Source organism: Streptomyces sp. NPDC091376 (genome assembly GCF_044757085.1).
GTDB lineage: Bacteria > Actinomycetota > Actinomycetes > Streptomycetales > Streptomycetaceae > Streptomyces > Streptomyces pratisoli.
The window spans coordinates 1-23,749 of the sequence record NZ_JBIVUF010000040.1 but is presented as its reverse complement, the minus strand read 5'-3'; the positions used below and the strand labels follow the sequence as shown (position 1 = coordinate 23,749).

General features: G+C 65.8%; 19 protein-coding genes and 3 pseudogenes. 11 read left to right on the top strand and 11 right to left on the bottom strand.

Features of this window, described 5'->3' with window-relative positions; translation table 11 throughout:
- Window positions 1-134 precede the first annotated feature (134 nt).
- The gene (locus tag ACIQMR_RS37445; RefSeq protein ID WP_401397390.1) at window positions 135-2,237 is read left to right on the top strand and encodes an FG-GAP-like repeat-containing protein; all 2,103 of its coding nucleotides are present in this window, start codon (window positions 135-137) and stop codon (window positions 2,235-2,237) included.
- Between the two features lie 492 nt (window positions 2,238-2,729).
- A complete protein-coding gene (locus tag ACIQMR_RS37440) occupies window positions 2,730-3,047 on the top strand; it encodes an immunity 53 family protein (protein ID WP_401397387.1) in 318 nt (105 codons plus the stop codon).
- Between the two features lie 10 nt (window positions 3,048-3,057).
- Here the strand turns inward: ACIQMR_RS37440 and ACIQMR_RS37435 are convergent.
- Window positions 3,058-3,216 (bottom strand): annotated as a pseudogene (locus ACIQMR_RS37435) (IS630 family transposase); the annotation flags it as partial.
- 12 nt (window positions 3,217-3,228) lie between these two features.
- Between ACIQMR_RS37435 and ACIQMR_RS37430 the strand changes: the two are divergent.
- Entirely contained in the window at window positions 3,229-5,694 is a 2,466-nt protein-coding gene (locus ACIQMR_RS37430; protein WP_401397384.1) for a Helicase associated domain protein, read from the top strand.
- Window positions 5,695-6,084: 390 nt separating this feature from the next.
- Here the strand turns inward: ACIQMR_RS37430 and ACIQMR_RS37425 are convergent, their stop codons facing one another.
- The 4 genes from ACIQMR_RS37425 to ACIQMR_RS37410 all read right to left on the bottom strand — a co-directional run bounded on the left by ACIQMR_RS37425 (window position 6,085) and on the right by ACIQMR_RS37410 (window position 9,991).
- Window positions 6,085-7,236 (bottom strand): caspase domain-containing protein, encoded by a 1,152-nt coding sequence (locus tag ACIQMR_RS37425; RefSeq protein WP_401397381.1) that lies wholly within the window; start codon window positions 7,234-7,236, stop codon window positions 6,085-6,087.
- Complete coding sequence (locus ACIQMR_RS37420; RefSeq protein WP_401397378.1) at window positions 7,233-7,592, bottom strand: hypothetical protein; 360 nt, start codon at window positions 7,590-7,592, stop codon at window positions 7,233-7,235. Before ACIQMR_RS37420 ends, ACIQMR_RS37425 begins: the two co-directional genes overlap by 4 nt.
- Before the next feature lie 604 nt (window positions 7,593-8,196).
- A complete protein-coding gene (locus tag ACIQMR_RS37415; protein ID WP_401397376.1) occupies window positions 8,197-9,546 on the bottom strand; it encodes a replication-relaxation family protein in 1,350 nt (449 codons plus the stop codon).
- 211 nt (window positions 9,547-9,757) lie between these two features.
- The gene (locus ACIQMR_RS37410) at window positions 9,758-9,991 is read right to left on the bottom strand and encodes a hypothetical protein (protein ID WP_401397373.1); all 234 of its coding nucleotides are present in this window, start codon (window positions 9,989-9,991) and stop codon (window positions 9,758-9,760) included.
- 197 nt (window positions 9,992-10,188) lie between these two features.
- Between ACIQMR_RS37410 and ACIQMR_RS37405 the strand changes: the two genes are divergently transcribed.
- Together ACIQMR_RS37405 and ACIQMR_RS37400 are read left to right on the top strand one after the other, a co-directional pair.
- On the top strand, window positions 10,189-10,749 hold the full coding sequence (locus tag ACIQMR_RS37405; protein ID WP_401397396.1) for an IclR family transcriptional regulator C-terminal domain-containing protein: 561 nt from the start codon (window positions 10,189-10,191) through the stop codon (window positions 10,747-10,749).
- 167 nt (window positions 10,750-10,916) lie between these two features.
- Window positions 10,917-11,855, top strand: a complete 939-nt coding sequence (locus tag ACIQMR_RS37400; protein ID WP_401397370.1) for an endonuclease/exonuclease/phosphatase family protein — start codon at window positions 10,917-10,919, stop codon at window positions 11,853-11,855.
- Between the two features lie 249 nt (window positions 11,856-12,104).
- On the opposite strand, the gene ACIQMR_RS37395 is transcribed toward ACIQMR_RS37400, so the two are convergent.
- Complete coding sequence (locus tag ACIQMR_RS37395) at window positions 12,105-12,587, bottom strand: hypothetical protein (RefSeq protein ID WP_401397367.1); 483 nt, start codon at window positions 12,585-12,587, stop codon at window positions 12,105-12,107.
- Between the two features lie 708 nt (window positions 12,588-13,295).
- Between ACIQMR_RS37395 and ACIQMR_RS37390 the strand changes: the two genes are divergently transcribed.
- Both ACIQMR_RS37390 and ACIQMR_RS37385 read left to right on the top strand, forming a co-directional pair.
- On the top strand, window positions 13,296-13,517 hold the full coding sequence (locus ACIQMR_RS37390) for a hypothetical protein (RefSeq protein ID WP_401397365.1): 222 nt from the start codon (window positions 13,296-13,298) through the stop codon (window positions 13,515-13,517).
- Between the two features lie 33 nt (window positions 13,518-13,550).
- A complete protein-coding gene (locus tag ACIQMR_RS37385; protein WP_401397362.1) occupies window positions 13,551-16,205 on the top strand; it encodes a RiPP maturation radical SAM C-methyltransferase in 2,655 nt (884 codons plus the stop codon).
- A 132-nt stretch (window positions 16,206-16,337) separates the two neighbouring features.
- On the opposite strand, the gene ACIQMR_RS37380 is transcribed toward ACIQMR_RS37385, so the two are convergent.
- Together ACIQMR_RS37380 and ACIQMR_RS37375 are read right to left on the bottom strand one after the other, a co-directional pair.
- Complete coding sequence (locus ACIQMR_RS37380; protein ID WP_401397360.1) at window positions 16,338-16,481, bottom strand: hypothetical protein; 144 nt, start codon at window positions 16,479-16,481, stop codon at window positions 16,338-16,340.
- Window positions 16,482-16,871: 390 nt separating this feature from the next.
- Entirely contained in the window at window positions 16,872-17,240 is a 369-nt protein-coding gene (locus ACIQMR_RS37375) for a winged helix-turn-helix transcriptional regulator (protein WP_401397357.1), read from the bottom strand.
- A 93-nt stretch (window positions 17,241-17,333) separates the two neighbouring features.
- Here ACIQMR_RS37375 and ACIQMR_RS37370 point away from each other — a divergent pair, with 93 nt between their 5' ends.
- Window positions 17,334-17,732: a nuclear transport factor 2 family protein gene (locus ACIQMR_RS37370; RefSeq protein WP_401397354.1), complete on the top strand. Its 399-nt coding sequence runs from the start codon at window positions 17,334-17,336 to the stop codon at window positions 17,730-17,732.
- Window positions 17,733-17,927: 195 nt separating this feature from the next.
- Here ACIQMR_RS37370 and ACIQMR_RS37365 read toward each other — a convergent pair.
- A pseudogene (locus ACIQMR_RS37365) lies at window positions 17,928-18,074 on the bottom strand (carbonic anhydrase); the annotation flags it as partial.
- Window positions 18,075-20,167: 2,093 nt separating this feature from the next.
- Window positions 20,168-20,461, bottom strand: a complete 294-nt coding sequence (locus ACIQMR_RS37360) for a hypothetical protein (RefSeq protein WP_385480074.1) — start codon at window positions 20,459-20,461, stop codon at window positions 20,168-20,170.
- Window positions 20,462-20,824: 363 nt separating this feature from the next.
- On the opposite strand from ACIQMR_RS37360, the gene ACIQMR_RS37355 reads away from it, so the two are divergent.
- From ACIQMR_RS37355 to ACIQMR_RS37345, 3 genes and pseudogenes are all read left to right on the top strand, one after another.
- Window positions 20,825-21,400, top strand: a complete 576-nt coding sequence (locus ACIQMR_RS37355) for a Uma2 family endonuclease (RefSeq protein WP_401397393.1) — start codon at window positions 20,825-20,827, stop codon at window positions 21,398-21,400.
- Entirely contained in the window at window positions 21,397-21,624 is a 228-nt protein-coding gene (locus ACIQMR_RS37350; protein WP_401397351.1) for an XRE family transcriptional regulator, read from the top strand. Before ACIQMR_RS37355 ends, ACIQMR_RS37350 begins: the two co-directional genes overlap by 4 nt.
- A gap of 218 nt (window positions 21,625-21,842) precedes the next feature.
- Window positions 21,843-22,028 (top strand): annotated as a pseudogene (locus ACIQMR_RS37345) (helicase associated domain-containing protein); the annotation flags it as partial.
- A 303-nt stretch (window positions 22,029-22,331) separates the two neighbouring features.
- Here the strand turns inward: ACIQMR_RS37345 and ACIQMR_RS37340 are convergent.
- Window positions 22,332-23,240, bottom strand: coding sequence for a hypothetical protein (locus tag ACIQMR_RS37340; protein WP_401397398.1), 909 nt, complete (start codon window positions 23,238-23,240; stop codon window positions 22,332-22,334).
- Window positions 23,241-23,749 lie beyond the last annotated feature (509 nt).

The following is a 23,749-nucleotide window of genomic DNA, read 5'->3' as shown; positions in this document are numbered from 1 at the left end:
CCGGAACAGCACCCACAACTCGTCCGGCACCAGCCGTTCAACCAGATCCGTCATGCACGGATCAACGAGCGATCACGCCATAAGAAACGACGTCTAAGGAAACGAAAGTGCCTGGAATACGACCACGTGCCGCCTTGGCAGCGAGCCTGACGGCCGCCGCCATGGCCGTCGGTACGCTCACCGCACCCGCGCAGGCCGCCACCGGCCCCGCTGCCGCTGCCGGGGCGTACGCGTTCACCACGCGGATCGAGATCGGTGACAGCGAGGACACCAAGCGCGCCTGTACGGGCGCCCTGGTCGACGCCCGGTGGGTGCTCACCGCCGCTTCCTGCTTCACCGGCGGCCTCACCGAACTCACCCCCGGCAAGCCCGCCGAGAAGACCGTCGCCACCATCGGCCGCTCCGACGTCACCACCACCGGCGGCCACGTCAGCGAGATCGTCGACCTCGTGCCGCGCCCGGGGCGCGACCTCGTCATGGCCCGCCTCGCGGCCCCCGCCACCGGCATCACCCCGGTCGCCATGGCCACCACCCCGGCTGCCCAGAGCGACTCGCTCGCGGTCGCCGGCTACGGACGTACCAAGACCGAGTGGGCCCCCACCAAGCTCCACACCTCCGCCTTCGCCGTCAACGCGGTCGGCGAGACCGAGGTGAACATCGCCGGCAAGACCGCGACTGACGCGATCTGCAGCGGCGACACCGGAGCCCCGCTCCTTCGCGACAAGAACGGCACGCCTGAGCTCGTCGCCATCGCCACCCGCTCCTGGCAGGGCGGATGCTTCAACCAGGACGCAGCCGAGACCCGCAACGACGCCATCGCCGCACGCGCCGACAACCTCACCTTCGGCAGCCGTCTCACCGCAGGCCAGCAGCTGCTTCCCGGAGACACCCTGGTCTCTGCCGCCGCCCGTCTGACCATGCAGACGGACGGCAACCTCATCATCGCCTCCAACGCCGGTAAGACCCTGTGGTCCACCGGCACCGCAGGCAACGCAGGCGCCACCGCCAAGTTCGACGCCAACGGCAACCTCGTCGTCCGCAACGCCGCCGACACCACCACCCTGTGGCAGACCCAGACCACCGCCGCCGGGGGCACGGCCACGCTCACCGACCGCGGCAACCTCGTCGTCCACAACACCCAGAACCAGTCCCAGTGGTCCAGCAACACCGTCGTCCGCAACGACATCAACGGTGACGGCCGCAGCGACATCGGCACCTGGTACGACTTCACCGCCGGAACGGACGCCACCTACACCTTCTTCGGCCAGGGCGACAACGGAGCACTCAGCACACCGTTCAAGTCCTACGCCGCAGCGGCGGGTGAGTGGGACGCCAAGTTCATGAAGTTCGTCTCCGGGGACTTCAACGGCGACGGCCGCAGCGACATGGCGATGGTGCGCGGCTACGGCGACACCAGCGTGAAGGCGTTCGTGGCCCTCGGCAAGACCGACGGCGGCTTCGCGACCCCGGTCCAGGCCTGGGCCTCGCCGGCCGGTGGGGCTTTCCACTACAGCTACATGACGCCGCAGGCCGGTGACTTCAACGGCGACGGCCGCGACGACATGGCCGTGTGGTACGCGGGCGCCGACGGCGTCACCAAGCTCCACACCTTCACCACCAAGACCGACGGCACCTTCAACACTCCCGTCGCCTCCTGGTCCGCACCCGCGGGCTCGTGGCTGCGCACGAGCACGAAGTTCGTCACCGGTGACTTCAACGGCGACGGCCGCGAAGAGCTCGGCGTCTACTACAACCAGGGCGGCAACGGGATGAAGACCTACGTCTTCACCACCCAGCCCAACGGCACCTTCGCCAACCCCACAACGTGGTGGGAGACCACCCTCAAGTGGGACCAGGCCATCCCGCAGGCCGGTGACTTCAACGGCGACGGCCACGACGACACCCTGGTCTGGTACGCCTACGACGACGGCAGCGACAAGACCAGCACCATGCTGTTCGAGAAGGTCGACGGCCAGAACAAGTTCGGCTCCGCCAAGGTCACCCTCAACAGCGCCGGCGGCCTGGACGTCGCCCGCCTGCAGATGGCGACCGGCGACTACAACGGAGACGGCCGCGACGACCTCGCCATCATGAACCACCAGAGCGACGACGTCGTGAAGATGTGGACCTGGACCGCCCGCCCCGACGCCATGTTCAACGGCGCCCTCGCCGGCTGGGCATCCAACCCCGGCGCCTGGGTCTACAGCTCCACTAAGCTCGCCAACCGCTACAACTGACCCTCCTCAGCCGACGGGGTGCGCCACACACTGCGCGCACCCCGTCAGCTACGTCCGCTCCCGCAGTTCCACATCTTCAGGACAACACCTGGGTGCATGCCGTGCGCCGCTTCAGGTAGAGCAGCCGAAGCAGGAATGGAACTCCCACCGAGGTCCTCGCGACGCTGAGCAGTGAAGAGGGACGAGACCTTCCCTTGGCGGTCACATCGGCGCACCCGTCACCAAGCCCGGAAACGACAGGGGCAGACCGCGGTCGGCAGCATGTCGAGGAGCTGCCGCACGGGCAGCTGTGCGGCTGGTGTGGGCGGTGCAGCAGCTCAGCGCGGGCGGCTCGTTTCTGGAACGCGGGGCCCTGGCCGTACTCGTGCAGTTCCAGAGCGGTTCTGCCACTCGCCGGTGAACAGGTCCTCCGGCGCCGCAGCGTCGGCTAGTGCCCTGACCGGGAGGTTCACCGGGTCCGTTGGTCACGTGTGGTCGCCTACCATCGCGTTCATGTCCGGACCTGAGCACGTCCTTGAGTGGTTGCAGAGCTGGTATTCCTCACAGTGCGATGGCGACTGGGAACACGAATGGGGCGTGAGGGTCGAGACGACCGACAACCCGGGGTGGTTCGTCAAGATCAATCTTGAAGAGACGGAGTTGGCTGACCGGGAGCATCCCCATCAGCGGGTTACTCGAGACGAGCATGACTGGGTCATTGCGTGGACGTCTGAGCAGACGTTTCACGTCGTCTGTGGGCCCGGCAATCTGACCGAGGGACTCTCGCTGTTCCGGATCTGGGCGTCCGAAGACGTCGCGGAAGAGCTCTGATCGGAGTTCCTCACGCTGCGAGCGCGGGCCTGCCGCCCCAGCGGATGCCCTTCTCGCTGCGTATACGGGCGCGTTCACGTCGTTGGGCGTCGAGGACGTCCGGGTGACGTGCATTCTTGTTGCGCCAGCGCAGGTAGGCGTGCAGAGCCTGGGTCTGGACGGTGTGAATGGAGTTCTGCCGGTGAACGAGGGTATCCAACTCCGCCCGCATCAGGTGGAAGCAGTCGAAGCGATCGTTTCGGGAATGGAAATCCCGCCAGGGAGCACCATTCCGCTGGACGGGCTGCGGGGTCAGGTGCATGCTGCCTGCGGTACGGGAAAGACGTTCATTGCCGCAGCGGCGGCGCACCGCATCGTGCCGAACGGCCGTGTGCTGGTTCTTCTCCCCACGCTGGATCTCCTGGCTCAGACGGTGCGGGAGTGGCGTGCGTACGGGCACCGCGGTCCCTCGGTGGCGGTGTGCTCGATGGAGGACGACCCACGCCTGTATGCGCTCGGGGTGCGTTCCACGACGAGCGCCCCCCAGCTAGCCCTGTGGCACGGGAGGGGGGCGGTCACGGTCTATGCGACCTATGCCTCGCTACCGGTGCTGATGGCGGCTCATGAGGGCGCGTTCGGGCTCCCGATGGACGTGTGGGACCTGGTGGTCGTGGACGAGGCGCACCGGACGTCGGGGTCGTTGGGTAAGGCGTGGGCGGCGGTGCACGATCAGGAGCTGTTGCCAGCGATGCGGCGGCTGTATATGACGGCGACACCGCGGGTGTGGCAGGAGCGGCCGCCGCGCAGGTGGCGCCGCGAGGGCGCGGTGGATGGGGAGGAGAGGCCGGCGGCGGTGGACCGGCTGCTGGAGGAGCTGGCCTGTTCCATGGACGACCCGGCTATCTTCGGGCCGGTGTTGTGGGAGTTGTCGCTGTCGGAGGCGGTCACGCGTGGGTTGCTTGCGCGGTACCAGATTGTCGTGACCGAGCTGCGGGACGGTCGGCTGACGCCGGAGGTCCTCTACGGCGAGGAGCGGACCGAGGAACACGTACGCGGCGAGCGCCTGGCCGTCCTCCAGGCCGCCCTGCTGGAGACAATGGCGCAGCACAAGCTCAGCAAGACCATCACCTTCCACCACCGGACCATCGAGGCGCGGGCCTTCTCCGAAGGGCTCGGCAGGGTGGCTTCTCGGATGCATGCGGCCGAGCCGGAGCGGCACCCATCGGTGGTGTGGTCCGGCTGGCTGTCCGGCGAGCACCAGCCGGAGACGCGGTCCGAGAAGCTGCGGGAGTTCGGTGCACGGGCCGGGCGCGCGGTGATGTCGAACTGCCGCGTCCTGGGTGAGGGGGTTGATGCGCCAAGCGTGGATTCCGTTGCCCTGATCGACCCCAAGGGATCAGCAGTCGATATTGTCCAGGCGATCGGCCGGGCACTGCGGCAGAAGCCCGACCAGGGCAAACTGGCAACACTGATCGTCCCGGTATTCCTCGGACCTGATGAAGTGCCAGACGAAGACATGCCGTACTCGGCGTCCTATGGCCCGTTGGTGAAGGTCTTGTCCGGTCTTCGGGCACACGATTCCCGCGCCGTGGAAATGCTCGCCGTTCCACAGGAAGACGCAAACCGTACGGAACAAGCGTCGTCATGGCTCGGTGAGGCTCCCGAGAGTGACGACGATCAGGAGCAGCGAGTCCTCCTGCGGTTCGGCACGCACCGTGACCCGGCGCTGATCGCCCGGTTCGTCCGGTACAACGTCATCTCCCCCGAGCACGCCAACTGGAAAGCAGGACACCGGGCCGCTACCGCCTACCGGCAGCGTGAAGGTCACCTGAACGTGCCCTGGGACCACACCGAAGGCGGGGCCCCGGGCGTGCCCGGATATCCGCTCGGGCGGTGGCTGTCCGACCAGCGCCGCACACTCAAAACGGGCGGCATGGACCCCCAGCGCGCCGCCGACCTCGACGACCTCGGAATCGTCTGGGACCCGGCAGACGCCGCCTGGGAAGAGACCCTCGCCGCAGCCCGCGCGTACTACGACGCCTACGCGACCCTGGCCGCCCCCGTCACCGCCACCATCCTGGACAAACCCGTAGGCCAATGGCTCGCCAACACCCGCAAGAAGGGCGGACTCGGCAAAGACCCCGAACGCGCCGCCAGACGCGCAGCGCAGCTCGCCGCGATCGACCCCGACTGGAACGTACGCGAACTCGGATGGACCACCGACTGGCAACGCCACTACACCGCCCTGAAAAGCCTCGTAGCGCCTGGGAGCGTCCTGGCCTATGTGGAGCCCGGGACGATGGTCCACGGGGCTGACATCGGCCGCTGGCTGGCCACACAGCGGCAGGACTGGAAACGGCTCGCGCGGGGGCAGCGCGAGCGGCTGACCGCCCTCGGAGTCACCCCCACCGAGCAGCCGGCTGTACCGGCGCCCGGCTCAGCGCGGGGGCGGCGAACCAGCGGGGCGTTCGAGCGGGGCATCGCCGCACTCACCCAATACACCGCACGCGAAGGACGAGTGATCGTCCCCCGAACCCACGAAGAACACCTCCCCGACGGAACACCAGTACGCCTCGGCATCTGGCTCACCAACACCCGAAGCAGACGCACCGCCCTGTCACAGGAACAACGCCAGCAACTCGCCAACCTCGGCGTGGAGTGGGCGTAAGGGTAGGCCCATACTTCGAGGGCTTCAGGAGGGACAGTCGGCCAGGGGCTGGGTGTGGCGCCTTGTCGCCAGAGTGGAGAATCAGCCGTGCTCATCAGTTCCAGAACCGTGATGGGTTCGTCGCTGAGACACTCGTGCGCATATCGGTATCGGTGCTGGCATCGGGGGATGTGGAACTGTGGCTCAGATTCGCAAGGGGTACTACCGGGCAGGGCACCACGTGAAGCCGTCATCGGCGTCGAGCCGGTGGAAGAAACCGTCCGCGGGTGTCGTCCTGGTGGCTGTGCTGGTGGCTATCGCCGGCTGGAACACGCTGTTCGGGAATGAGTCGGACCGTCCTGACGCTCCCAAGCCACAGCCGTCGGCATCATCAACGCCTGCTGTTGTGGGTCAGTGACGTCGTTCGCGGCGGAAGACCGAGAACGACCGCTGCCACAACTTCTTCGTCTGAGGCTCCTCTGTCTGCTGGACGACCTCGCTCGCAGTGTCTGCGGTCGGTGCTTCGTTGCGCAGCCGCTGCCAGATGGCGTGCCACTGCGTGATCTGGTCGTCAGGGACGCCGCAGGCCGACAGGTAAGCGGCTGTTGTTGCCCATGTCGTGGGAAGAGTGCGGCGGTTCAGCAGAGTGCTGACAGTGCCGGCCGAGATGCGACCCGCCGAGCGCTGACTGACTGCCTGATGGGTCAGCCCGCTGGTCTCCCGCACGTCCGCGAGTGTGGTGAAGAACCCCGTGACGGTGCGAATCGCATGCGGATCGGGCCAGAGACGCTGCCCGGCCTCTGCGGTCTCCCCCACGGCGATAGGTAGGGCAGGAAGAGCCGCGTGGTTGCGCCCAAGTGCCACACGGGCGCCGCTGTTGCGGTCCCTGGCCTGCGGGATGGGGTGTCCGCGGGCTTCCAGGGTCTCCCGCAGATGCTTGTAGACGGCTCCCAGGTCCAGCAAGGGCGGGCCGTCGGGTATCCCGAGGCGCAGAGTGTCCAGGAGCGCGCCGGTGAACGCCGTGTAGGTGTCTCCGACGGGTGCCAGTGCCGTGCGGGTCTCGGCCGAGGCCGCCATGAGGAAACTGCCCTCGACGGCGGCCTGGTCGGCAAGGCTGGACGAGGCACTCATCCTGCCGAGGGCCAGACCGCTGTAGCAGCAGTCGAGGAGGACGATGTGCCGCTCCGCGCGGGAGCTCAGAAGGATCCGGCGCAGCCAGTCATAGCTCAGGCAGGTCTCGACCCGGTCGGGTTGTGTGTGCGGCAGAGCGAGAGCGAGGGCGTCTTGGGGGTCGATAAGGCCGTGGCCGGCGTAATAGACGAGCAGGGTGTCGGTGGCCTCCGCGGCCGCCTGCCGCAGCGGTTCCATCACGGTGGCCGGGTCGGGCGGGTTCTCGATAACGGTCACGTGCGGGGCAGGCATGCGCAGGGACAGCGGACCGGTCAGGAGATCGGCAAGGGCGGTCAGGTTGTTCGAGACGGCCGGCAGCCGCTCGAGGTGGTCGTAGCGGCTCGTTCCCACCAACACCGCCCGAGACGCCCCCGGGTCGGGCAACACGCTCACCCGGCCTGATCCTCGTCATCAGCAGCAGCGGCGAGTGCCCTGGTGGCCCGCTCGATCTCTTCATCGGAGCAGTCCGTGAGGACGATGACCGTGTCCCCCCGACGGATCTCCACCTGCGGCTGCTGCGGCCTGGTCTGCCGCCACGCCACCAGCGCCAGCACGAACGATGCCGCGCTCCACCCGTTCCCTGTCACCAGCTGCAGCATGTCAAGTGCAGTGCCCATCTCCCCCGGCCGCGGCGCACTCCCACGCACCTCGACCACGGCAGACCGGCGCACATCAGGATCCGAACGCAACCAGCCCTGCAACGAACGCAGCTCCCCCACCACCGGCTCCACCCACACCTCAAAACGCACCCAGACCTCCCCCACTGCCGTGCACCATTCCCGATGACGATGCGCGCGCCCTCTATCTTCCGCCACAACCTGGCACCCCAGGCCGGAGACGCTGCAACTCGCCGCTCACCCAGCCGAACCCGCCCTCAGGCCTCGACGGTGAAGGCCGGCTCGTAGCCCCTGAGCCATACGGACGTCCTCGTACACCACGGTGGGGCGCAGCCGGTTCCAACGGTGGCCTGCGCGGGCCAAGAGAAAACTTGCCCGCCCCCGCCCCCGGCTCCGGGCGATCGGAGCCTCGGCCTACGGAGAGAAGGGGCCTCTTCTCCTTTGGAGAAGAGGTGTCGGCGCGCAACGTCTGGTTACCCATCGGCTCTGACCAGCGCAGATGCTCAGCGCGCGGCGTAGGAGCCGGTAGCGGCGCGGGAAGGTGCGCCGGTAGCAACGCCGCTACGTACGCCGGAAGCCGCGCGGGTACAAGGTGCACGGCCGGGAGCGTCGCGCTGAGCAGGCCGGGAGCCGGGCGTAGTACTGGGGGTGTCGGGCCCTCTGGGCCCTGGAAGTGGCGCCGGGAACCCCCGATGGAATCGGGGAGCCCGGCGTTTGCGCTTTCAACAGGCCAGGGTCATGGGTTCGCCCGGTCGGCTGCGCGGGCACGCAGACGCGCGAGTATCCCGTTGCTCGGGGCAGCATCCACCGCCGCGTCGCGTTCCGCCAGCAGATCGCGGCGGACAAGCTCACACCTCCTGCACCGCTCGCCTTCCGCCGGCTGGTAGTTGTCCTCCCCCACCGTGCCAGGGAACACGTCCTTACCGCATGACGGGCACGGCCACGGCGTCTGCTTAAGCTCGCCCCAGCCCGTCCGCCGTTCTGGCTCCGCCTGGGCACGGGCCGCTTCGCGCTGCTCGCTGCGGGCGAGGTAGTCCTGGTGGGTGTTCGTGTTGGTGAGAGCGTGGGTGAGCGTCTGCCCCTCGGAATGGCCGAAGCGCCACCAGACCGCCCCGTGCGGGCCCTTGGCCTTCAGGTCCTCAAGGTGGGTGGCGATGACGGGAACCGTGCCGGTGTAGTCGCGCCAGCCGTCTTTCTCACGGGCGTCGTGGGACCAGCCCTGGTAGCTGGTCCAGCGGGCTTGCCAGTGCGGGCGGGAGGCGTCGCGGATGGCCGCCACCCGCCGTGCCCGTGCCTCGGGGCCGACGTCTTTGGTGAACACCAGCGCCAGGGGCGGATAGCCGCCGCGGCCGGAGTCCTCCCACACCGTGGACCACAGCTCCACCTCCTGGCCGCGGTGGTCCTTCACCTGCCGCTGGAAGAACGTCCGGTAGCGCTCGATCTTGGCCGCGACCGTGGCCGGGGGTTCGGTGTGGTTGTCGACCTCGACGAACAGCACCGGCAGCCCGTCCTCCGGTGCCCGCAGCACCGCGTCCGCACGCAGGCTCCCCTTCCCCGGCGCCGTGAACGTGCCCACCACCGGCAGCGCGACCTCGGTCTCCCACCCGCGCAAGTGCCCCAGCCCCGGCGGCCGGGCCAGGAGCTCCCGGCCCTGCACCGGAACACTGCCGCGGCGGGCGACCGGCTTCGTCGGCAACGGCGGGGACTGCCGGAACGCGTCGATCGTGTCCGTCACCGCGAGCGCGTGCGCGGCACCGGCTTTCGCTGCCTCCCGCGCTGTGCCGCCCATCTCCTTGACCGGACGGCCCAGCTCACTCACCGCGGCCGCCAGGCCCGCGGTGGTCAGGTTCCACAACTGCAGCGACACCGGCCGGCCTCCCGCACCCGCGCGCGAGGTCTTCCCTACCGACTCCACCAGACCGGCGTGCCTGAGGTCCTTGCACGCGTTGCGGACCGTCTGCAGATCCGCGGTGCCCGGCAGCACCAACTGCCGCAGCTGCTCCACCGTGGCGACCTTCACGATCCCCAGCGCCAGCAGCACCAGCGCCCGTGCCCTGCCCGTCGACCTGTACGGCCACTCCCCCACCCCAACCCCAACAACTCCAAGGGAAGAAGGGAGTGAGGGGGCCGTCGGACTCACCACCACACCCAGGAACCAGCCCTGACCTGCACCGACACTGATAGCCGTACAGTTGATCAGTGTAGGGCAGGGTGTAGGACTTGGCGTAAGGGTGCAGCGCTGCCACGCTCTGCGAACGGTCTCCGCCCGCTTCGTGGGACATGACGAGGCGCCGGGCTCAGAACAGCGGGATCGCCTGGGACCAGAATGTCTCGCCGTCGGCGTCAGGGAGCTCGTCCTGATACCCGGAGGCGTCGGAGGCAGGCACCCGGCGCATGCCGCCTTCGCATAGCACTAGGGCCCGGGCCGTGCGCTTGTGGTCATGCACGGACACCATGCCGAACGCGCTCGTCGGCGCGCCGGCGTAGACGCCGCCGCACACGGGGCACTCCACCCGCGGATACCTGGCCATGCGTCCAGTGTCATACAGGGCACTGACACCCAGCAGCCGATCGCGCGCACCGATACGCCGACGCTTCCGCTGCTCTCAACGCCGACTCCTGGTGATCATTATCAGGCTCGAGGCTGTCACTTCTGCTCGTTTGTGATCCCCGAGGGAGAACGGGGGTTGTCCGATCGTCTGGATGGTGAGGGCGCGTTGCGCGTCCCATCGGAACAGATGGCGACGACCTCGACGCCGCGGTCTACCTCAGCAGCTACACCGACGGAGACATCCGCATACACGAAGCCGCGCACAGCAGCACCGCTCCCCCGGTCAACGAATGGGCACCCTTCACCGACACCGACACCGGCCACGCCAGCGCCGTCGGCAAAAGCCTCCTGGCCCAGCTCGACTTCAACTCCCGCAGGGACCACCTGGCGCGCTACCCATCGACCCAGCTCACCGAGCGGACTATCACCAACCCGCGAGCCCTCATCGAGCTCCTCGACGGGCACGGTCCCCACGCCGCGCAATTCGACCTGCTCGAGTACTCCAGAACGGAGATCTGTGTCGCGTACTCACTCGGCCTGCCCGGACGCGCCTCGAGCATTGCTCTGTCCCTGCCCGTACACCAACACAAGCGCCTCATCGCAGTTGCCCACTCCCTCAGCGGACGGGCAACCAGCATCCTGCTCGCACACCTCATGACCGACGAAACGAACCGGTACGTCGCCGAGCAGAGGCAAGGAGAGGGTGCAGTTCCGCAACCACGGCGCGCCCTGCCCTGACCTCTGATGACCCGACAGCAGCGTGATTTCTGGGCTGCGTCCGGCAGCTCTGTCACTGCATTGCCGTCTTGCCGGGGCCTGCACGGTCGCGGACCCTCAGAGCGACAGCTGTGGCAAAAGGAGTTCTTGTGCCCTTGTAACCCGACATTCTGGCGCCACCCCGGCGGGTGGCCGCGCGTATCGCAGACTGGGAGGAGACCCTCGACACGCTGCTGCCGTCGAAGACGGACGGGGCGAATCTGCTGATCGCGACCTGGAACCTGCGAGCCTTCGGCGGCCTCACCAAGGCCTGGAGCACGGAGGAGGGGGCGTCGCCGAAGCGGAACTTCACCGACGTCCACCTGATCGCCGCGGTGATCCGCAGGTTCGACGTCGTCGCCGTCCAGGAAGTCCGCGGGAACCTGCGGGCTTTGCGCCACCTGATGAAGGTGCTGGGAGAGGACTGGGCGTTCATCCTCACCGACGTCACCGAGGGGAAGGCCGGCAACAACGAACGACTGGCCTTCCTGTTCGACACCCGCCGCGTCAAACCGTCGGGGCTGGCGTGCGAGCTGGTCGTCCCGATCGAGCAGGACGCAGGCGTCCCCGCGTCCGATCTGGACCGCCAGTTCGCCCGCACCCCCTACGCCGTCAGCTTCTTCTCCCAGGGTCAGACCTTCACCCTGGTCACCCTCCACGTCCTCTACGGCAAAGACCCCGCCGACCGGGTACCGGAACTACGGGCCATCGCCCAGTGGCTGGCCGACTGGGCGGAACAGGAATTCGGCTGGAACCACAACCTCATCGCCCTCGGCGACTTCAACATCGACCGCGCCGACGACCCCCTCTTCGAAGCCTTCACCTCCACCGGCCTCGTCCCCGCCCCACAACTCACCGGACTGCCGCGCACCGTCTTCGACGACGCCGGCGCGGAACACTTCTACGACCAGATCGCCTGGTTCACCAAAGGCCAGAAACACCGCCCCGTCCTCACCCTGGAGACGGGTGCCGGCGGCCAGGTCAACTTCGTCCCCCAGCTCCAGGACGACAAGACCCTCACCGAACTGTCCTGGCACGTCTCCGACCACTTCCCCCTCTGGGTCGAATTCACCATCCCAACAAGATGAGCCAACGGGCGGCGCAGTTGCCGCCCGTCGCCTGTCGCGTGGATACGGGTCTCGAGTGCAGGCTCGCTCTACAGCTTGTCCCTCCGCTGAGGCAGCTGCGTCATCGTCGTTTGTGTTCACAGGGGCTCCAGCCGCGCAGGTAGGGCTGCAGGTCATGAGGGGTCGGCGACGGAGCGGTGGGCATTCCAGAACGCTGAGGAATGGGGTCGAGGGCGTCCGCGTGATCCCGAGCCCAGTTGATCCACTGCGTCACGGTCTCGGCCCGTCGCATCCGGTTTCGATAAGGCGTGCGTGGAGGGCGTCACAGTAGGTGCGGATGCGCTGGGCTTGGTGCCAGGCATCGACTTGGTCGTTGAGGGTTCTGGTTCGGTGGGCGTCGATGAAGGCTGTACGGGCGCGTTCCATGGCTGCGTGCCACCGTCGGCGGGTTTCCTCTTCCTCATCCTGCTGGGCTTTGCGGCGTTCTGCGTTGGTGCGGGTTCTGTGGTCGAGTTCGGCGAGTAGGTGGGGAAGCCTGTCTTCCAGGCGCCAGCGGGTGCGGTCTCCCCATTGGTGGCGTCGGCCGCGGTGGCCCCAGTCATGGGAAAGGCGCAGGTCCAGGTTGTGGGAGGGTCGGGTCGTGTGGGTGGTGACGGGTTGCCAGGCGTATCGGACGCTCTCTGGGCCGAGGGCGGCTTCGGTCGACTCGGTCAGTCGCAGTGGGAAGGCGTCGTGGTCGGTGGTGATGAGCAAGGTGTCCTCGGCGGAGGACGGGGCTGCTGCGCGGTAGCCGCGGCGCTCAGCGGCGGTGGCGAGCGCGTGCAGGATGCGCCGCGTGCGGTCGAGGCAGTTGGGGCAGACCGGCAGGCGGTTTTGGCGTACGGCGGGGTGGAGTTCTGCCGTGCGGAGGGTGGCCGGGACAGGTACAGGTTGATGGCGGAGTGGTGTTGAGCAGCCCCTGCCCGTTACACCGGGCTGTCGTACCAGCCACGTTGCCCGCGCCGACGGCCGGCGTCGTCCACCCCGGCAGTGCCCTCCGCGTCGAATCCTCTCCTCGTTCTTGGGCTGCTCACGTCGTCCTGCGAAACGGTGATGACGGGGCAGTGCGCGCGAGTCATCACAGCCTGGCTCACCGACCCCAGCAGCAGTCCACTCTCCGGAACCGCGGGTGGTGCGGTACGCGCTGCTGTGGCAGGTGCATCCGAAACAGGCAGTGGATGCTGAACACGGAACGCGGCGAGCTCGTTGGCGGCAACAGGAGATGGTAACGGCCCTCAACGGGGCATGGTCACGCCTCGTGACCTGCACACCCGCATGATCACCAGGTGCCCCGGACCACACCACAAAGATCCGAAGCTGTAGTACCGGGCCGCTCCACTCGCATGACTTTTCGTCGACGCGTAAAATATGCGGGAGAAAATGCAGAAATGTAGGTCTAATCCATGGCGGGAGTGAAGTGACATGCGAAAAGACGTCACGCAGGGCGGCCCGGAGGAGGGGAAGGGGAAGGAGGGTGCGGACAAGCGGCGATCACGTGAAAGTGCCGGCCTGGGCGGGCCGACCTATACACGCGAGGCCGAGGAGGTGCCGGAAAAGGACACCCGGCAGAACCAGGAGGAGTCGCAGAAGAAGGAGACAGGGAAGGGAAAGCAGGAAAGAGACAGGAAAAGAACAAACGGATGACAACACAGTATACACCACCTCGAAAATAGCGCGATGAGACTTTCCCTGCCGGAATATGGGAGTCAGGGCATGAAGGTCCTTCTTGTCAACATGCCGTGGGCGCCTGTCGATCTGCCGTGCCTCGGGATTGGAATACTGAAAACTGCAGCAGAGGCCGGCATCGAGGATTGCCGCGTGGAAGTTCATTACGCAAACATCGATTACATCGACTGGATCGATTCTCGGACAGATTTCACATCGGACGATTACGGGTACTTTTCACTCAACTCCTACTTCTATGGTGTAGGCGACTGGATTTTCTCGTCTGCTCTCTACGGGGATCCGAAGTGGCGGGTTCGTGAATTCTCTAAGTTCCTGACAGGGAAGATCAGTCCCGATTTGATCCAAAAATCGGTAGATCTGCACACCTTGGCGCCAGAATTTGTAACACATATTTCAAAGCGGATCGTCTCGGAAGAACCTGATGTGGTCGGTTTCACTGCCATGTTCCAGCAGACGACGTCGGCCTTGGCTGGGGCGAAATGCATCAAAGAGATGGCTCCTCACATCGTCACAGTGCTGGGAGGATCGAGCTTTGACGCGGAGCAAGGCGCAGCCGTCCATCGCAACTTCTCCTTCGTCGACTACGTCGTTCGCGGCGAGGGGGAGATCAGCTTTCCGCGGCTTCTGAATTCGTTTTCTAATGATGGACAACTGAAAGACATTCCAGGGCTATGTTGGAGAGATACCTCAGGACATTCGGCGGCGAATGCGATGTCAACTATCCCTATTTCTCCCGGTTCTCTGGTGACACCTGACTATCATGGCTACTTCGAGAGGCTGAGGAAATCAGCTGCAAGTTCATGGGCTGTGCCCGCCCTCACGTTGGAGGGCTCCCGTGGCTGCTGGTGGGGAGAGAAGCATCAGTGCACATTCTGCGGCTTGAACGGATCGCTGATGAAATTTCGAAGCAAAGGAGGGGAAGAGTTCTATTCGGAAATTATTGAGCAGGTCCGCCAGCATAGAATCTTGGATATCTACCTTGTGGACAATATTCTGGAAATGGGATACCTGAAGTCACTCGTACCCCTACTTACTCAGGATGACTACCACCTCCGTTTCCATGTCGAGGTGAAGTCGAATTTGCGGCGCGACCAACTCGGGCAGCTTGCGGCGGCGGGCATGACGTTCGTGCAGCCAGGAATAGAAAGTTTGAGTAGCAGAGTCCTGCGACTGATGGACAAGGGAGTCACCGGATGCCAAAATGTGCGGTTTCTGCGAGACGGCCAGGAGGCGGGTCTCTCCATTGAGTGGCTTTATCTCCACGGATTTCCGGGAGAGCTCCCAGAGGACTACGATGAAATAATATCCCAATTTCCTGCACTCGAGCACCTGGAACCCCCAACTAGAAAATCCGCACGTATCGCCATCGAGCGGTACAGTCCGTACTTCTCTAAACCTGAGCTTGGTTTCTTCCCGCTAAGGTCGGCGGAATTTTACGGATTCACATACGCCTTGCCTGAAGCGGAACTATTCGATCTCGCCTACGTATTCGATGCCTCACCAAAGGGAATAGGGCGAGATGTCATTCGGCGACTCAATGAAGGCCTGCAAGTATGGATAGAAGCCCACGAGTGGAGCCGCTTGACTCACACCGATTTGGGAGATCGAATAGTCCTGATGAACCGGCGACGCTCATACGCTTGGCTAACTCACGTGCTCGATGACCCCGTCGAAATCGCCCTCTTTCGCCTTCTCGACCAGCCGCACAAACTCGGTGCCCTTGTAGCCAAGACAGCCCAAGCGGTTCCACATGCCCACTTCGACGACTCTCAGGCAATGCGGATCTTGAGTAAGTGGAAGAAGCTGGGGCTGATTTTCACAGACGATGGCACATTCATCCATGTCGCTCCTCGCATGGAGAATCAGGAATTGCTTAAGATCTTCCCCGTTCGTCACCTGCCGGAAGTAAGCGAGAGAAGCCCGTTGAACCGACCGTCGCTCCACCCATCCGCCGATACGGGTGGTGCTGCCGGGAGCCCTAACAGGCCGCAAACCAGTCTGGTACGACCATCCTCGACTAGATTGACGGTGACTTGCTGGAAAGATTACGAGCACTCGTGCCGAACCGTCGCTGGCATGCATCTTGGAAAGATTACGATCGATGGCCCCCCTGCTGTCATTGCCCAGTCATTGTGGGATCAAGGGGCACGCAGAGTGGAGCTTCCCGAATGGACGGTGCTATCGCCCGACGGAGCCCTAGAGCAGGCTTGCCACACGCTTGGATTGGTCGGAAATCTGACTTCTCTGGCTGTATTCGTAGACTGGCGACTAGTCCTCGAAGAGGGAGCCCCGCCCTGGCTTACGCTTAGCCATCTGCATCCGCCTTCGGAGCTTCACGCGGGGGCAGATGGCGACGAGATACTCCGCCAGTGGCGTCAAGAGTATTACCTTGGTAAATGCGTGTGGCTGCGCGGTCCTGGGTTTATCCAAATTCGCGATCGGCGATGGAATGGCCTACGCCGCTTCACGCTGACCGACAGCCAGGAGTTGGCCGCCGTCGAAGCACTCAGCAAGGGCGACTCAGAATTCCGCATTCCCAGGCATGTGCTTGACGGCTTCCGCACAGAGGATCTGACCATCCCAATCGGGGGCCAGACATGGTTCGCCCCATACCTCATGAGGCGTCGGCCCAAACACGCCTGGTGATCTACGCCGGTTGCCGGGCCCTGCTCACCCATGCCCGCCAAGAGGCGCGGAACACGACCTACATAGCAACGGCAAGATCGCCAAGAGTCGTCACTGACTTCGGCCGTCAAGGTGAGGCTGGGTCGTCGAGGGTCAGGCCGGTGCCGCTTTGGCCATCTGGTAGACGCCGTGGACGAGCGCGATGAAGTCGCGCTCGTCCACGCTGCGACGGGTGCCTTTGCCGGCTGGGTGGGTGCGCAGACGGTGGCACAGCCGGGTGCGGGAGCCGGGCCGCATCGCGATAAGTCCGGCCCGACAGGCGGCCCGAGCATCGGGCGCTCACCGTCCCGACCGGGGTGACGCAGCGCCAGCCCCAGGTACGTCCTTTGGGCGGCCGTCGCGTGAAGCCTGCCTCGTCCTCGAAGCAGATGCAGCTCCCGCGCGCCGCCCGGACTTGGGTTGGTCGAGCCATTCGTAGGGTTGGATCGCCCAGGGGTGCTGGGTAGGAGCCGTCGTCGAAGGCATGCAGGAGCGGGAGCACGATGTTGCTGCGGACGCGCCACAACAGGTCCGCGTCGGTGCCCGAGGCATCTGATTGCTCTCTGTGACTCCTCCCCCTCATGAATGAGGGGGCTTCTCGCTATGCCGGGTTGGCGTCGCGACGGACCAGCCCGGCCCGTAGAACGTTCATCCGCGGGCGTCGTACTGGTCGCGCGCTGCGAGTACCTCGTCGGTGTGCTCCACGGCCCAGCGACTCAGCGCCTCCAGAGGCATGTGCAGGGTGCGTCCCAACGCGGTCAGCTCGTACTCGACCCTCGGAGGTACCTCGGCGTAGACGTGGCGGGTGACAAGGCCGTCGCGCTCCAGGTCCCGCAGGGTGTCGGTGAGGACCTTCGCGCTGATGCCGTCAACCGTGGTGCGCAGGTCGCGAAAGCGCATGCTGCCGGCGCTGAGTGCGATGACGACCATGGCGGTCCACTTGTTGGCGATGCGGGCCAGCGACGTGCGGGAGGGGCAAGTCGCTGTCATCACCTTGAATTCCAGGCGCTGTGGCATGCGTCACACCGATCCATTGGTTACGTTGAGGTGACTGGTTACCGATGGTGAGTATAGGGCTCCAGCAGCAAGAACCCGACAAAGGAGAGAACCATGAAGTCCAATACGCTCACCGTCGCCCGCCGCTACGTCGACGCCGTGTCCGCCAAGGACTTCGCCGCGGTCGCAGGCCTGTTCGCCGACGACATCGTGTGGCACCAGCCCGGCAGCAACACGGTCTCCGGCACCTACACCGGTGGAGCAGCGGTGGGCGAGATGCTCGCCGCGCAGATGACAGCCACCGAGGGAACCTTCGAACTCCAGCTGACCGGTGCCCCCATGGTCAACGGCACGCTTGTCGCGATCCCCATCCACTTCTCGGCCAAGCGCATCGGCAACGAGATGTCGATGGACGGCGTCGACGTGCTGAGGGTCGACGGCGACAAGATCGCAGAGGTGTGGCTGTTCTCCGCCGATCAGCAGGCCGAGGACGCCTTCTGGGGTGCCAGCTGAACACTTGACGGCTCGCCGACGCCGCGGAGTGGCCAGTGCTGTCCGGAGGCCGAAGCCTAAGACCGACCGGCGAATGGATGACTTGAGGCGTCGGGTGGGGGGCGACCGTCCCAGCGATAGCGGCTTGTCGAGCGTCGGATGCGTATGCGAAGCGTGACGAATGCGCATCATGTAAAGGTCACCCAGGCCGGCATCGAAGAGGAGCTCGGGCGGCACTCGGGAATCGATACACGAGAGGATCGCACCGAAAGGCTCCTGCTCCTGTGCCACGAGCTGACGCCGGTTCGGATCCCGGTCAGGATGTTGAAGCTCTCCGCTGACCCAGCGCTCGTTGCCTTCCATCAACTCGCACAGCACTACGAGGACTTTCTGCCGAAGCTCGACATAAGCAAGATTATTGACCTACCGCCCTTGGAGCATCTGCTGCCCTCCCTGCCCAGGCTCGGCATAGACGAACTTCTCGGGCGCCACGCCATGGAACAGCTCGCGTCATCCCTACCTAAGATCGACATCGACAGAGTGCTGCTAAGCACCAAATCGCCGACATCATGGCCGCCTCTTGCGAAGAGAATGCCAAGACGGTCCGCGACGGATGAAGAAGATGCGGAGCAGTTGGAGGCGGTCACGGACTCTGACGATGAGCAGGATTCCGAGGTCGGTCCCGATGCCCCGCATGACAGGCGGAGTACCTGAGCCGCACACACGCTCGGGCCTTGACTTCCCCCGAGCACGCTCCAGGCCACTGAGCGAGGCAAGGAGCTGGAGCGATCTTCATCAAGCGCAGGACGGCCCCTGCCGTACTGCGTCCCGTATTACCGGGGACCGGGGCCTCTCCCACGCGCTCCATCCCGGCGCAGGCCACGACAGAGCCTAGCCCGTCCAGGTGAGCCCGCTCCCGACTCCGGATCGGTGTACGGAGAGAAAGGGGCCTCTTCTCCTATGGAGAAGATGTGTCGGCGCGCAACCTCAGGTTACCCATCGGCTCTGACCAGCGCAGATGCTCAGCGCGCGGCGTAGGAGCTGGTAGCGGCGCGGGAAGGTGCGCAGGTAGCAACGCCGGTACGTATGCCGGAAGTCACGCTGGTACAAGGTGCACGATGCGGGGGCATCGCTATGAGCGACGAGCAGCGCAGCGGGCCACCCCTCCCCCTACACCACCGGCTGGGGCACCGGCGACCTCGAGGAAGGCGAGACGGTCATCGTGCGTGCCTGCGACCACGAGCGGCTCTTCCTACTGCTCTGCCAGCTACAGCGATCGCCTTACCCACTGCGTGCCCCGGTGACTGCCAGGAGCCTCTGCCCGCAGGCCACACCGGCGACAGCGGGAGACCCGGGCCGCCCCAACAGCTTCTGGCACAACGCACACCGCCGCCCCGCACCCCCGCATCTGCGGCGCCCTCCGGCACCGGCACGTCAGCGGGCGGCCCGTCGACAACAAACAGACCACCCTGCCCTGTTGACGAGCCCCAAATCCGCCAGCACCCGGTCATACCGGCTCGGCACCAGCCCCACCCAGGCCCAGCCGGACGGGCCACCTCAAGAACCCAGCCCACCCCCAGATCCCGCTTGATCACCCGGTGCAACGTCGCCAGCGAGGGCGCACACTGCGCACCCCACCCCTCCAACGCCCCCTCTCCCTGGGCCCGGAGCATCCTGCGCCGCAACTCCGCGACGTTCCCACCCGCCTCCGCGAGGACCTCCCCACAAGGCGTCACTCAGCGAAAACCCGTCCTGCCGCGGCCGCGCCTCGACATGGCCCCGGCGCCCATCGGCCAGCCACCGCCACACCGTCCGCTCCGACACACCCGCCAACTCCGCCGCGATCCGCACATGCAACCGCGACAGCTTCCCCTCCCCATCCACCGCAAGAACCCGACGCACCACCACACCCCGCGGCAACGACGCACCCCCTGCCGGCACAGCCTCAGCTAACCCCGCCCCGGCCCCACCCGTCCGGACCTCCCTGAACCGTCATACGGGGCAGCCCACCCGACCCCGCCAACCCCACACACAGGAACAGCGAAAACCATGACAGCGACCACAACCCCGCCCCACACCCCCTACCAGGACACCCACATCACGAGCCCGCTGACGCCCACCCACTGCCACCCCACCACCCACTCACACGTGAGGCCTGTCTTCAATTGGAGACAGTCGAGCGGGGGTTCGCCAAGAGGGCGGGCCATTTCCCATGAACGCGAAGGGCTGCTCTTCCCCCCAGGCCCCCCAGCAAAAATGGTCACCTGCGCCACCGCAGCCGCTGGAAATAGGGGAACCCGGCAATTTTGCCGGGTTCCCCTCACCTACGGGCCAGCTCTCTACGATCTCAGCGTCAATGACGTCGTCAGCAGGAACGGTGGCCTTCGCAAGGATGCGGCCGACCTTCCGAAGGCGCTAGCGGGGGAGACCCAGACCCCCGAGCTGACTCCTCACCTTCAGTCAAACTCGGGATTGCCAGTCACGTCCCCGCGCGTGCGAACGCGATAGCGCACCTCAGTGCCTTCGGGCCCCTGAGCACGGATCGCTCCCCACGGAATTGTCTGAGCTGTCTTCAGGGTAGTGAAGTTGCGGTCCTCGACGAGCTGAATGGACACACCGTTCACCTTCCGGCTGAGGGTGAGGACATCGCGCGGTTCACGGATCTCGACGGAGGACTTGTGGGCGACCGCCACATCGAGGACCACCAGGCCGCTGCGCCCGATGGTCTCGCTCTTGTCACGAACGGCCATAACAACACCTCATCCACTAGGGGGCGCGCCCCGCCGTCCGGGGGCACGTACGTCACGCGCCGAGGATGCTAGCGCCGGCCCTCCCGCACTTTGGGGAGGCCGCGCTGGAGCCCTTCCCATTCACCTGCAGGACGAAATGGCATGAGGAGCACGGACTCAGGCGAACCCGCGACATGCACGACGGACGAAGAAGTCAGCAACCCCGCGGCCCCGCCGCACATGCTAAAAATCAAGTTAAGGACTGCTGTCCGAGAACTTCGGGGCACCCTCAAGTTATGAGGTGTCGCGCGATGAATTGCCACTGGATGTGGCGGGAGACTCCTCAAGAGTTTATATCGTTTCTGATATCCTGCTGGGGTGAGTATGGACTATGCCCGCTTGCGGAAGATCGCCGACGAGCCGTCGGAGTACGCCCAGCATCTTGAGGGTGCCTGGACGGTGGAGATCGGTGTCGGTGGTCCGGTCATGATGATGATGAGCCCGGTCAATCGGCACGAGAGGATCGCCGGTCGGGTTCGGGACCACATCAACTGGCAGATCGGCTCGACACACCCGGGCTGGATCGCGGAGACCGGCCCCGAGGTGGAGGATCCCGGGGTGGGCCGCCTGCGTCGGCCCGACGTGGTGGTATGCGAGGAGGAAGCGCTCGACTCCGATCGGGATTCCCTTGCTCCGCACGAGGTGCTGGCGTGTGTCGAAGTGGTGTCGCAGTCCAACCCGAGCAACTATTATGTCGACAAGATGGCTGATTACCCCGCTATGGGAATCAGCCTGTACATGATTATCGATCCGCGGAACGGCACCATCACCGTTCATGACGATCCGTACCACGGCAAGTACCAGAACAGTGAGCCCTTCATCTTCGGCGACACGGTCCCTCTCGGCGCCTGGATCAGCGACACCAGTGCCTTCCGCAGGTACGGCAGGGGTGACGCATGAGACTCGCGGAGCTGAGAGAGCGAGCAGGCCTCACTCAGACCGATGTTGCAGTCCGCATGGGCACCGCCCAGCCCAACATCTCCCGCCTCGAACGCCTCCCGGTCGAAGACATCAGCCAACGCCAACTCCGCCGCTACCTCCAGGCCCTGGACTCCCAACTCCTCCTCGTGGCCTTCGACTCCACAGGACAACAGATCCCGCTCACCACGCACCAACGCAGCTAGCCTCCCTACCGGTGCACGGGCAATGTGCGGGAACCGCGTCCTGAGCCTCAGCGATGAATGTCGACGTCGTCACCCTCACGGCAGGGCAGTGTTCGATCGGACAAGCCCGGCGGCTGCACAGGCTCGTAGGATCCGGGCCGGCCGCCTCACCTCGCCGGGCCGCTGGGCGCGGCGGGTGTGGTCCGACGACGGCGAGGCTCCGCTCTGGCTGATCGACAGTGAGGCGCCCGGGTGAAGACAGCACCTGGCTGCAGCGGATCAACACTGACCACCACAACCACCCGGTGCACGTCGGCCGGCAGGCGAGGAAGGTCCGCAGTGACCATCGTGACCTGGCGGTCCCATACGTGTACCGGACCGCGGACGGGTTCGCTCTGGGGATCTGGATCGCCCGGCAGCGCAGTGCCCATACCCGTGGGGACCTCAGCCGGGAGCGGGTCGACCAGCTGGAGGAACTCGGCATGATCTGGTCGCATGCCGAGGTCGCGTTCGCCGAGGGACTATCGGCAGCGCGTGGATGGGCACAAGGGGGAGGCTTGCATGATCTACGGTCTGCTGACACCGGATGTGCCGCTCGGCCCGTTCGAGGGCTCGCCCATCACTGTGTGGTCCGCCCAGGGCAAGCAGGCCAAACTGCACGCCAGTTCATCGTGCTCCTGACGTGTGTGCTCGTTCTGCTCTCGCTACGACGACCTCGCCGGATTGCTCTACTCAGCAACTTGTTCACGCTTCCTAATCGGCGGCCGAGTCGTCGTGGGGTGCCGGGCGGCGAAGCGATGAGAACCACGAGACGGCAGCCCACTGATAGCCACACCCAGCACCCCTGGGCGACCCAACCCTACGAATGGCTCGATCAACCCGATCAAGAACGTAGAGCCCAAGGCGCGCCCGGCGAGCACCCCGTCAGTGACCGTGAGGGCCCGTCGCCCGGTCGTCGCCACGGCGGCAAGGGCGATGATGACACTTCGCGTCCAGGAGTACTGGGCCTGCCGACGTGCCATCGGGTCGTCGAAGGCCGGGTAGCCGAAGGCTCCGTGGGTGTTCTGCTGGGCGATCAGGAAGGACACGGCGTCCCGCGTGATGCGGTGATGGGCCCAACCCTCCTGGACGAGGGTGCGGAGTCCTGCCGCCATCTGCCCCAGGTGGTAGTTCTCCCGGGCCTCGCACAGGGAGACCGCGGCTTGGAGGGGCCCGGGGTTCTTTTGGTGGTGCGTGGTCTGCCGGGGGATCGCCGAGGCGGCGGACTGCTCGATGACGCCGAGGCTCACCAGCCGGTCCACACCGTCGGTGATGTCGGCGGAAATGCTCTCGAAGAAGGCGACCGCGTCGGCGGTGCCTCTGAGGTGTTCGTCCAAGGAGGGGCAGTGGGTCCCTGCCTGTTGGAGCGCCAGGGCGAACTCGCCTGCGATCTCCATGCCCTGCTCCTGCCAGAAGGCCGGGGAGGCGTCCGCGAGTTCTGCCGCGTAGCGTTCGAGTGCGGGGCGGGCGAGGCCGTGTTCCTGGATCGCGGCCGCTCCGAGGGCAGCGGCGGTGACACCGGCGAGGCCAAAGTGGTGGTCCTGCTCCGGGCTCGCGTCGCACAGCCACTTCACCGCGAGCCTCACAGGTGTCCGCAAGGGTACGTCCTCGGCAGGGAGACGCGGGCTGCTGGGTGCGTCGTCGGGGACTTCGTTCGAGCAGGCCGGCCAAGGCAAGCGACGATCGTGGTGTGGTCCTCGGCCCAGGGCCGAAAGCCGCTGTTCTCCGCGCGAAGGTAGAGTACGACGTCACCCAAGGCCCCAAGGGCCGGTGGTTCGTTGATGTGGCGTCGCGTGCTGCTTCGTTCTCCGACGGAAAGCGCACGCCGAGGCACGCGGGCCTGTGTAGCCACTGGGAAACCCAGCCACCACCGCAACAACGAGACTGACGGACCGCCGGACCGAACGAGTGCGAGCCCCCACCGCGCTTTCTGCTATCAGGGGCGTCAGGTCACTAGATCCCGCTGAGTATCCAAGGGGACAACACTACGAGTTCAACCTGAGCATGTCCCCCCCCCGTTATCTTCTTCGCGGTCCTGCAAGAGGGCCGCTGGCCTCCGGGCCCGGCATGGCTGGTCCCCCCTGTCGAACGGATGACCTGGGGGGTG

Excerpts from the sequence above, each read along its gene's own strand:
- ACIQMR_RS37350 (WP_401397351.1), top strand. The coding sequence starts at position 21,397 with ATGAGACTCGCGGAGCTGAGAGAGCGAGCAGGCCTCACTCAGACCGAT.
- ACIQMR_RS37360 (WP_385480074.1), bottom strand. The coding sequence starts at position 20,461 with ATGGCCGTTCGTGACAAGAGCGAGACCATCGGGCGCAGCGGCCTGGTG.
- ACIQMR_RS37380 (WP_401397360.1), bottom strand. The coding sequence starts at position 16,481 with ATGCGGCCCGGCTCCCGCACCCGGCTGTGCCACCGTCTGCGCACCCAC.
- ACIQMR_RS37390 (WP_401397365.1), top strand. The coding sequence starts at position 13,296 with ATGCGAAAAGACGTCACGCAGGGCGGCCCGGAGGAGGGGAAGGGGAAG.
- ACIQMR_RS37370 (WP_401397354.1), top strand. The coding sequence starts at position 17,334 with ATGAAGTCCAATACGCTCACCGTCGCCCGCCGCTACGTCGACGCCGTG.
- ACIQMR_RS37440 (WP_401397387.1), top strand. The coding sequence starts at position 2,730 with ATGTCCGGACCTGAGCACGTCCTTGAGTGGTTGCAGAGCTGGTATTCC.
- ACIQMR_RS37375 (WP_401397357.1), bottom strand. The coding sequence starts at position 17,240 with ATGCCACAGCGCCTGGAATTCAAGGTGATGACAGCGACTTGCCCCTCC.
- ACIQMR_RS37385 (WP_401397362.1), top strand. The coding sequence starts at position 13,551 with ATGAGACTTTCCCTGCCGGAATATGGGAGTCAGGGCATGAAGGTCCTT.
- ACIQMR_RS37410 (WP_401397373.1), bottom strand. The coding sequence starts at position 9,991 with ATGGCCAGGTATCCGCGGGTGGAGTGCCCCGTGTGCGGCGGCGTCTAC.
- ACIQMR_RS37355 (WP_401397393.1), top strand. The coding sequence starts at position 20,825 with ATGGACTATGCCCGCTTGCGGAAGATCGCCGACGAGCCGTCGGAGTAC.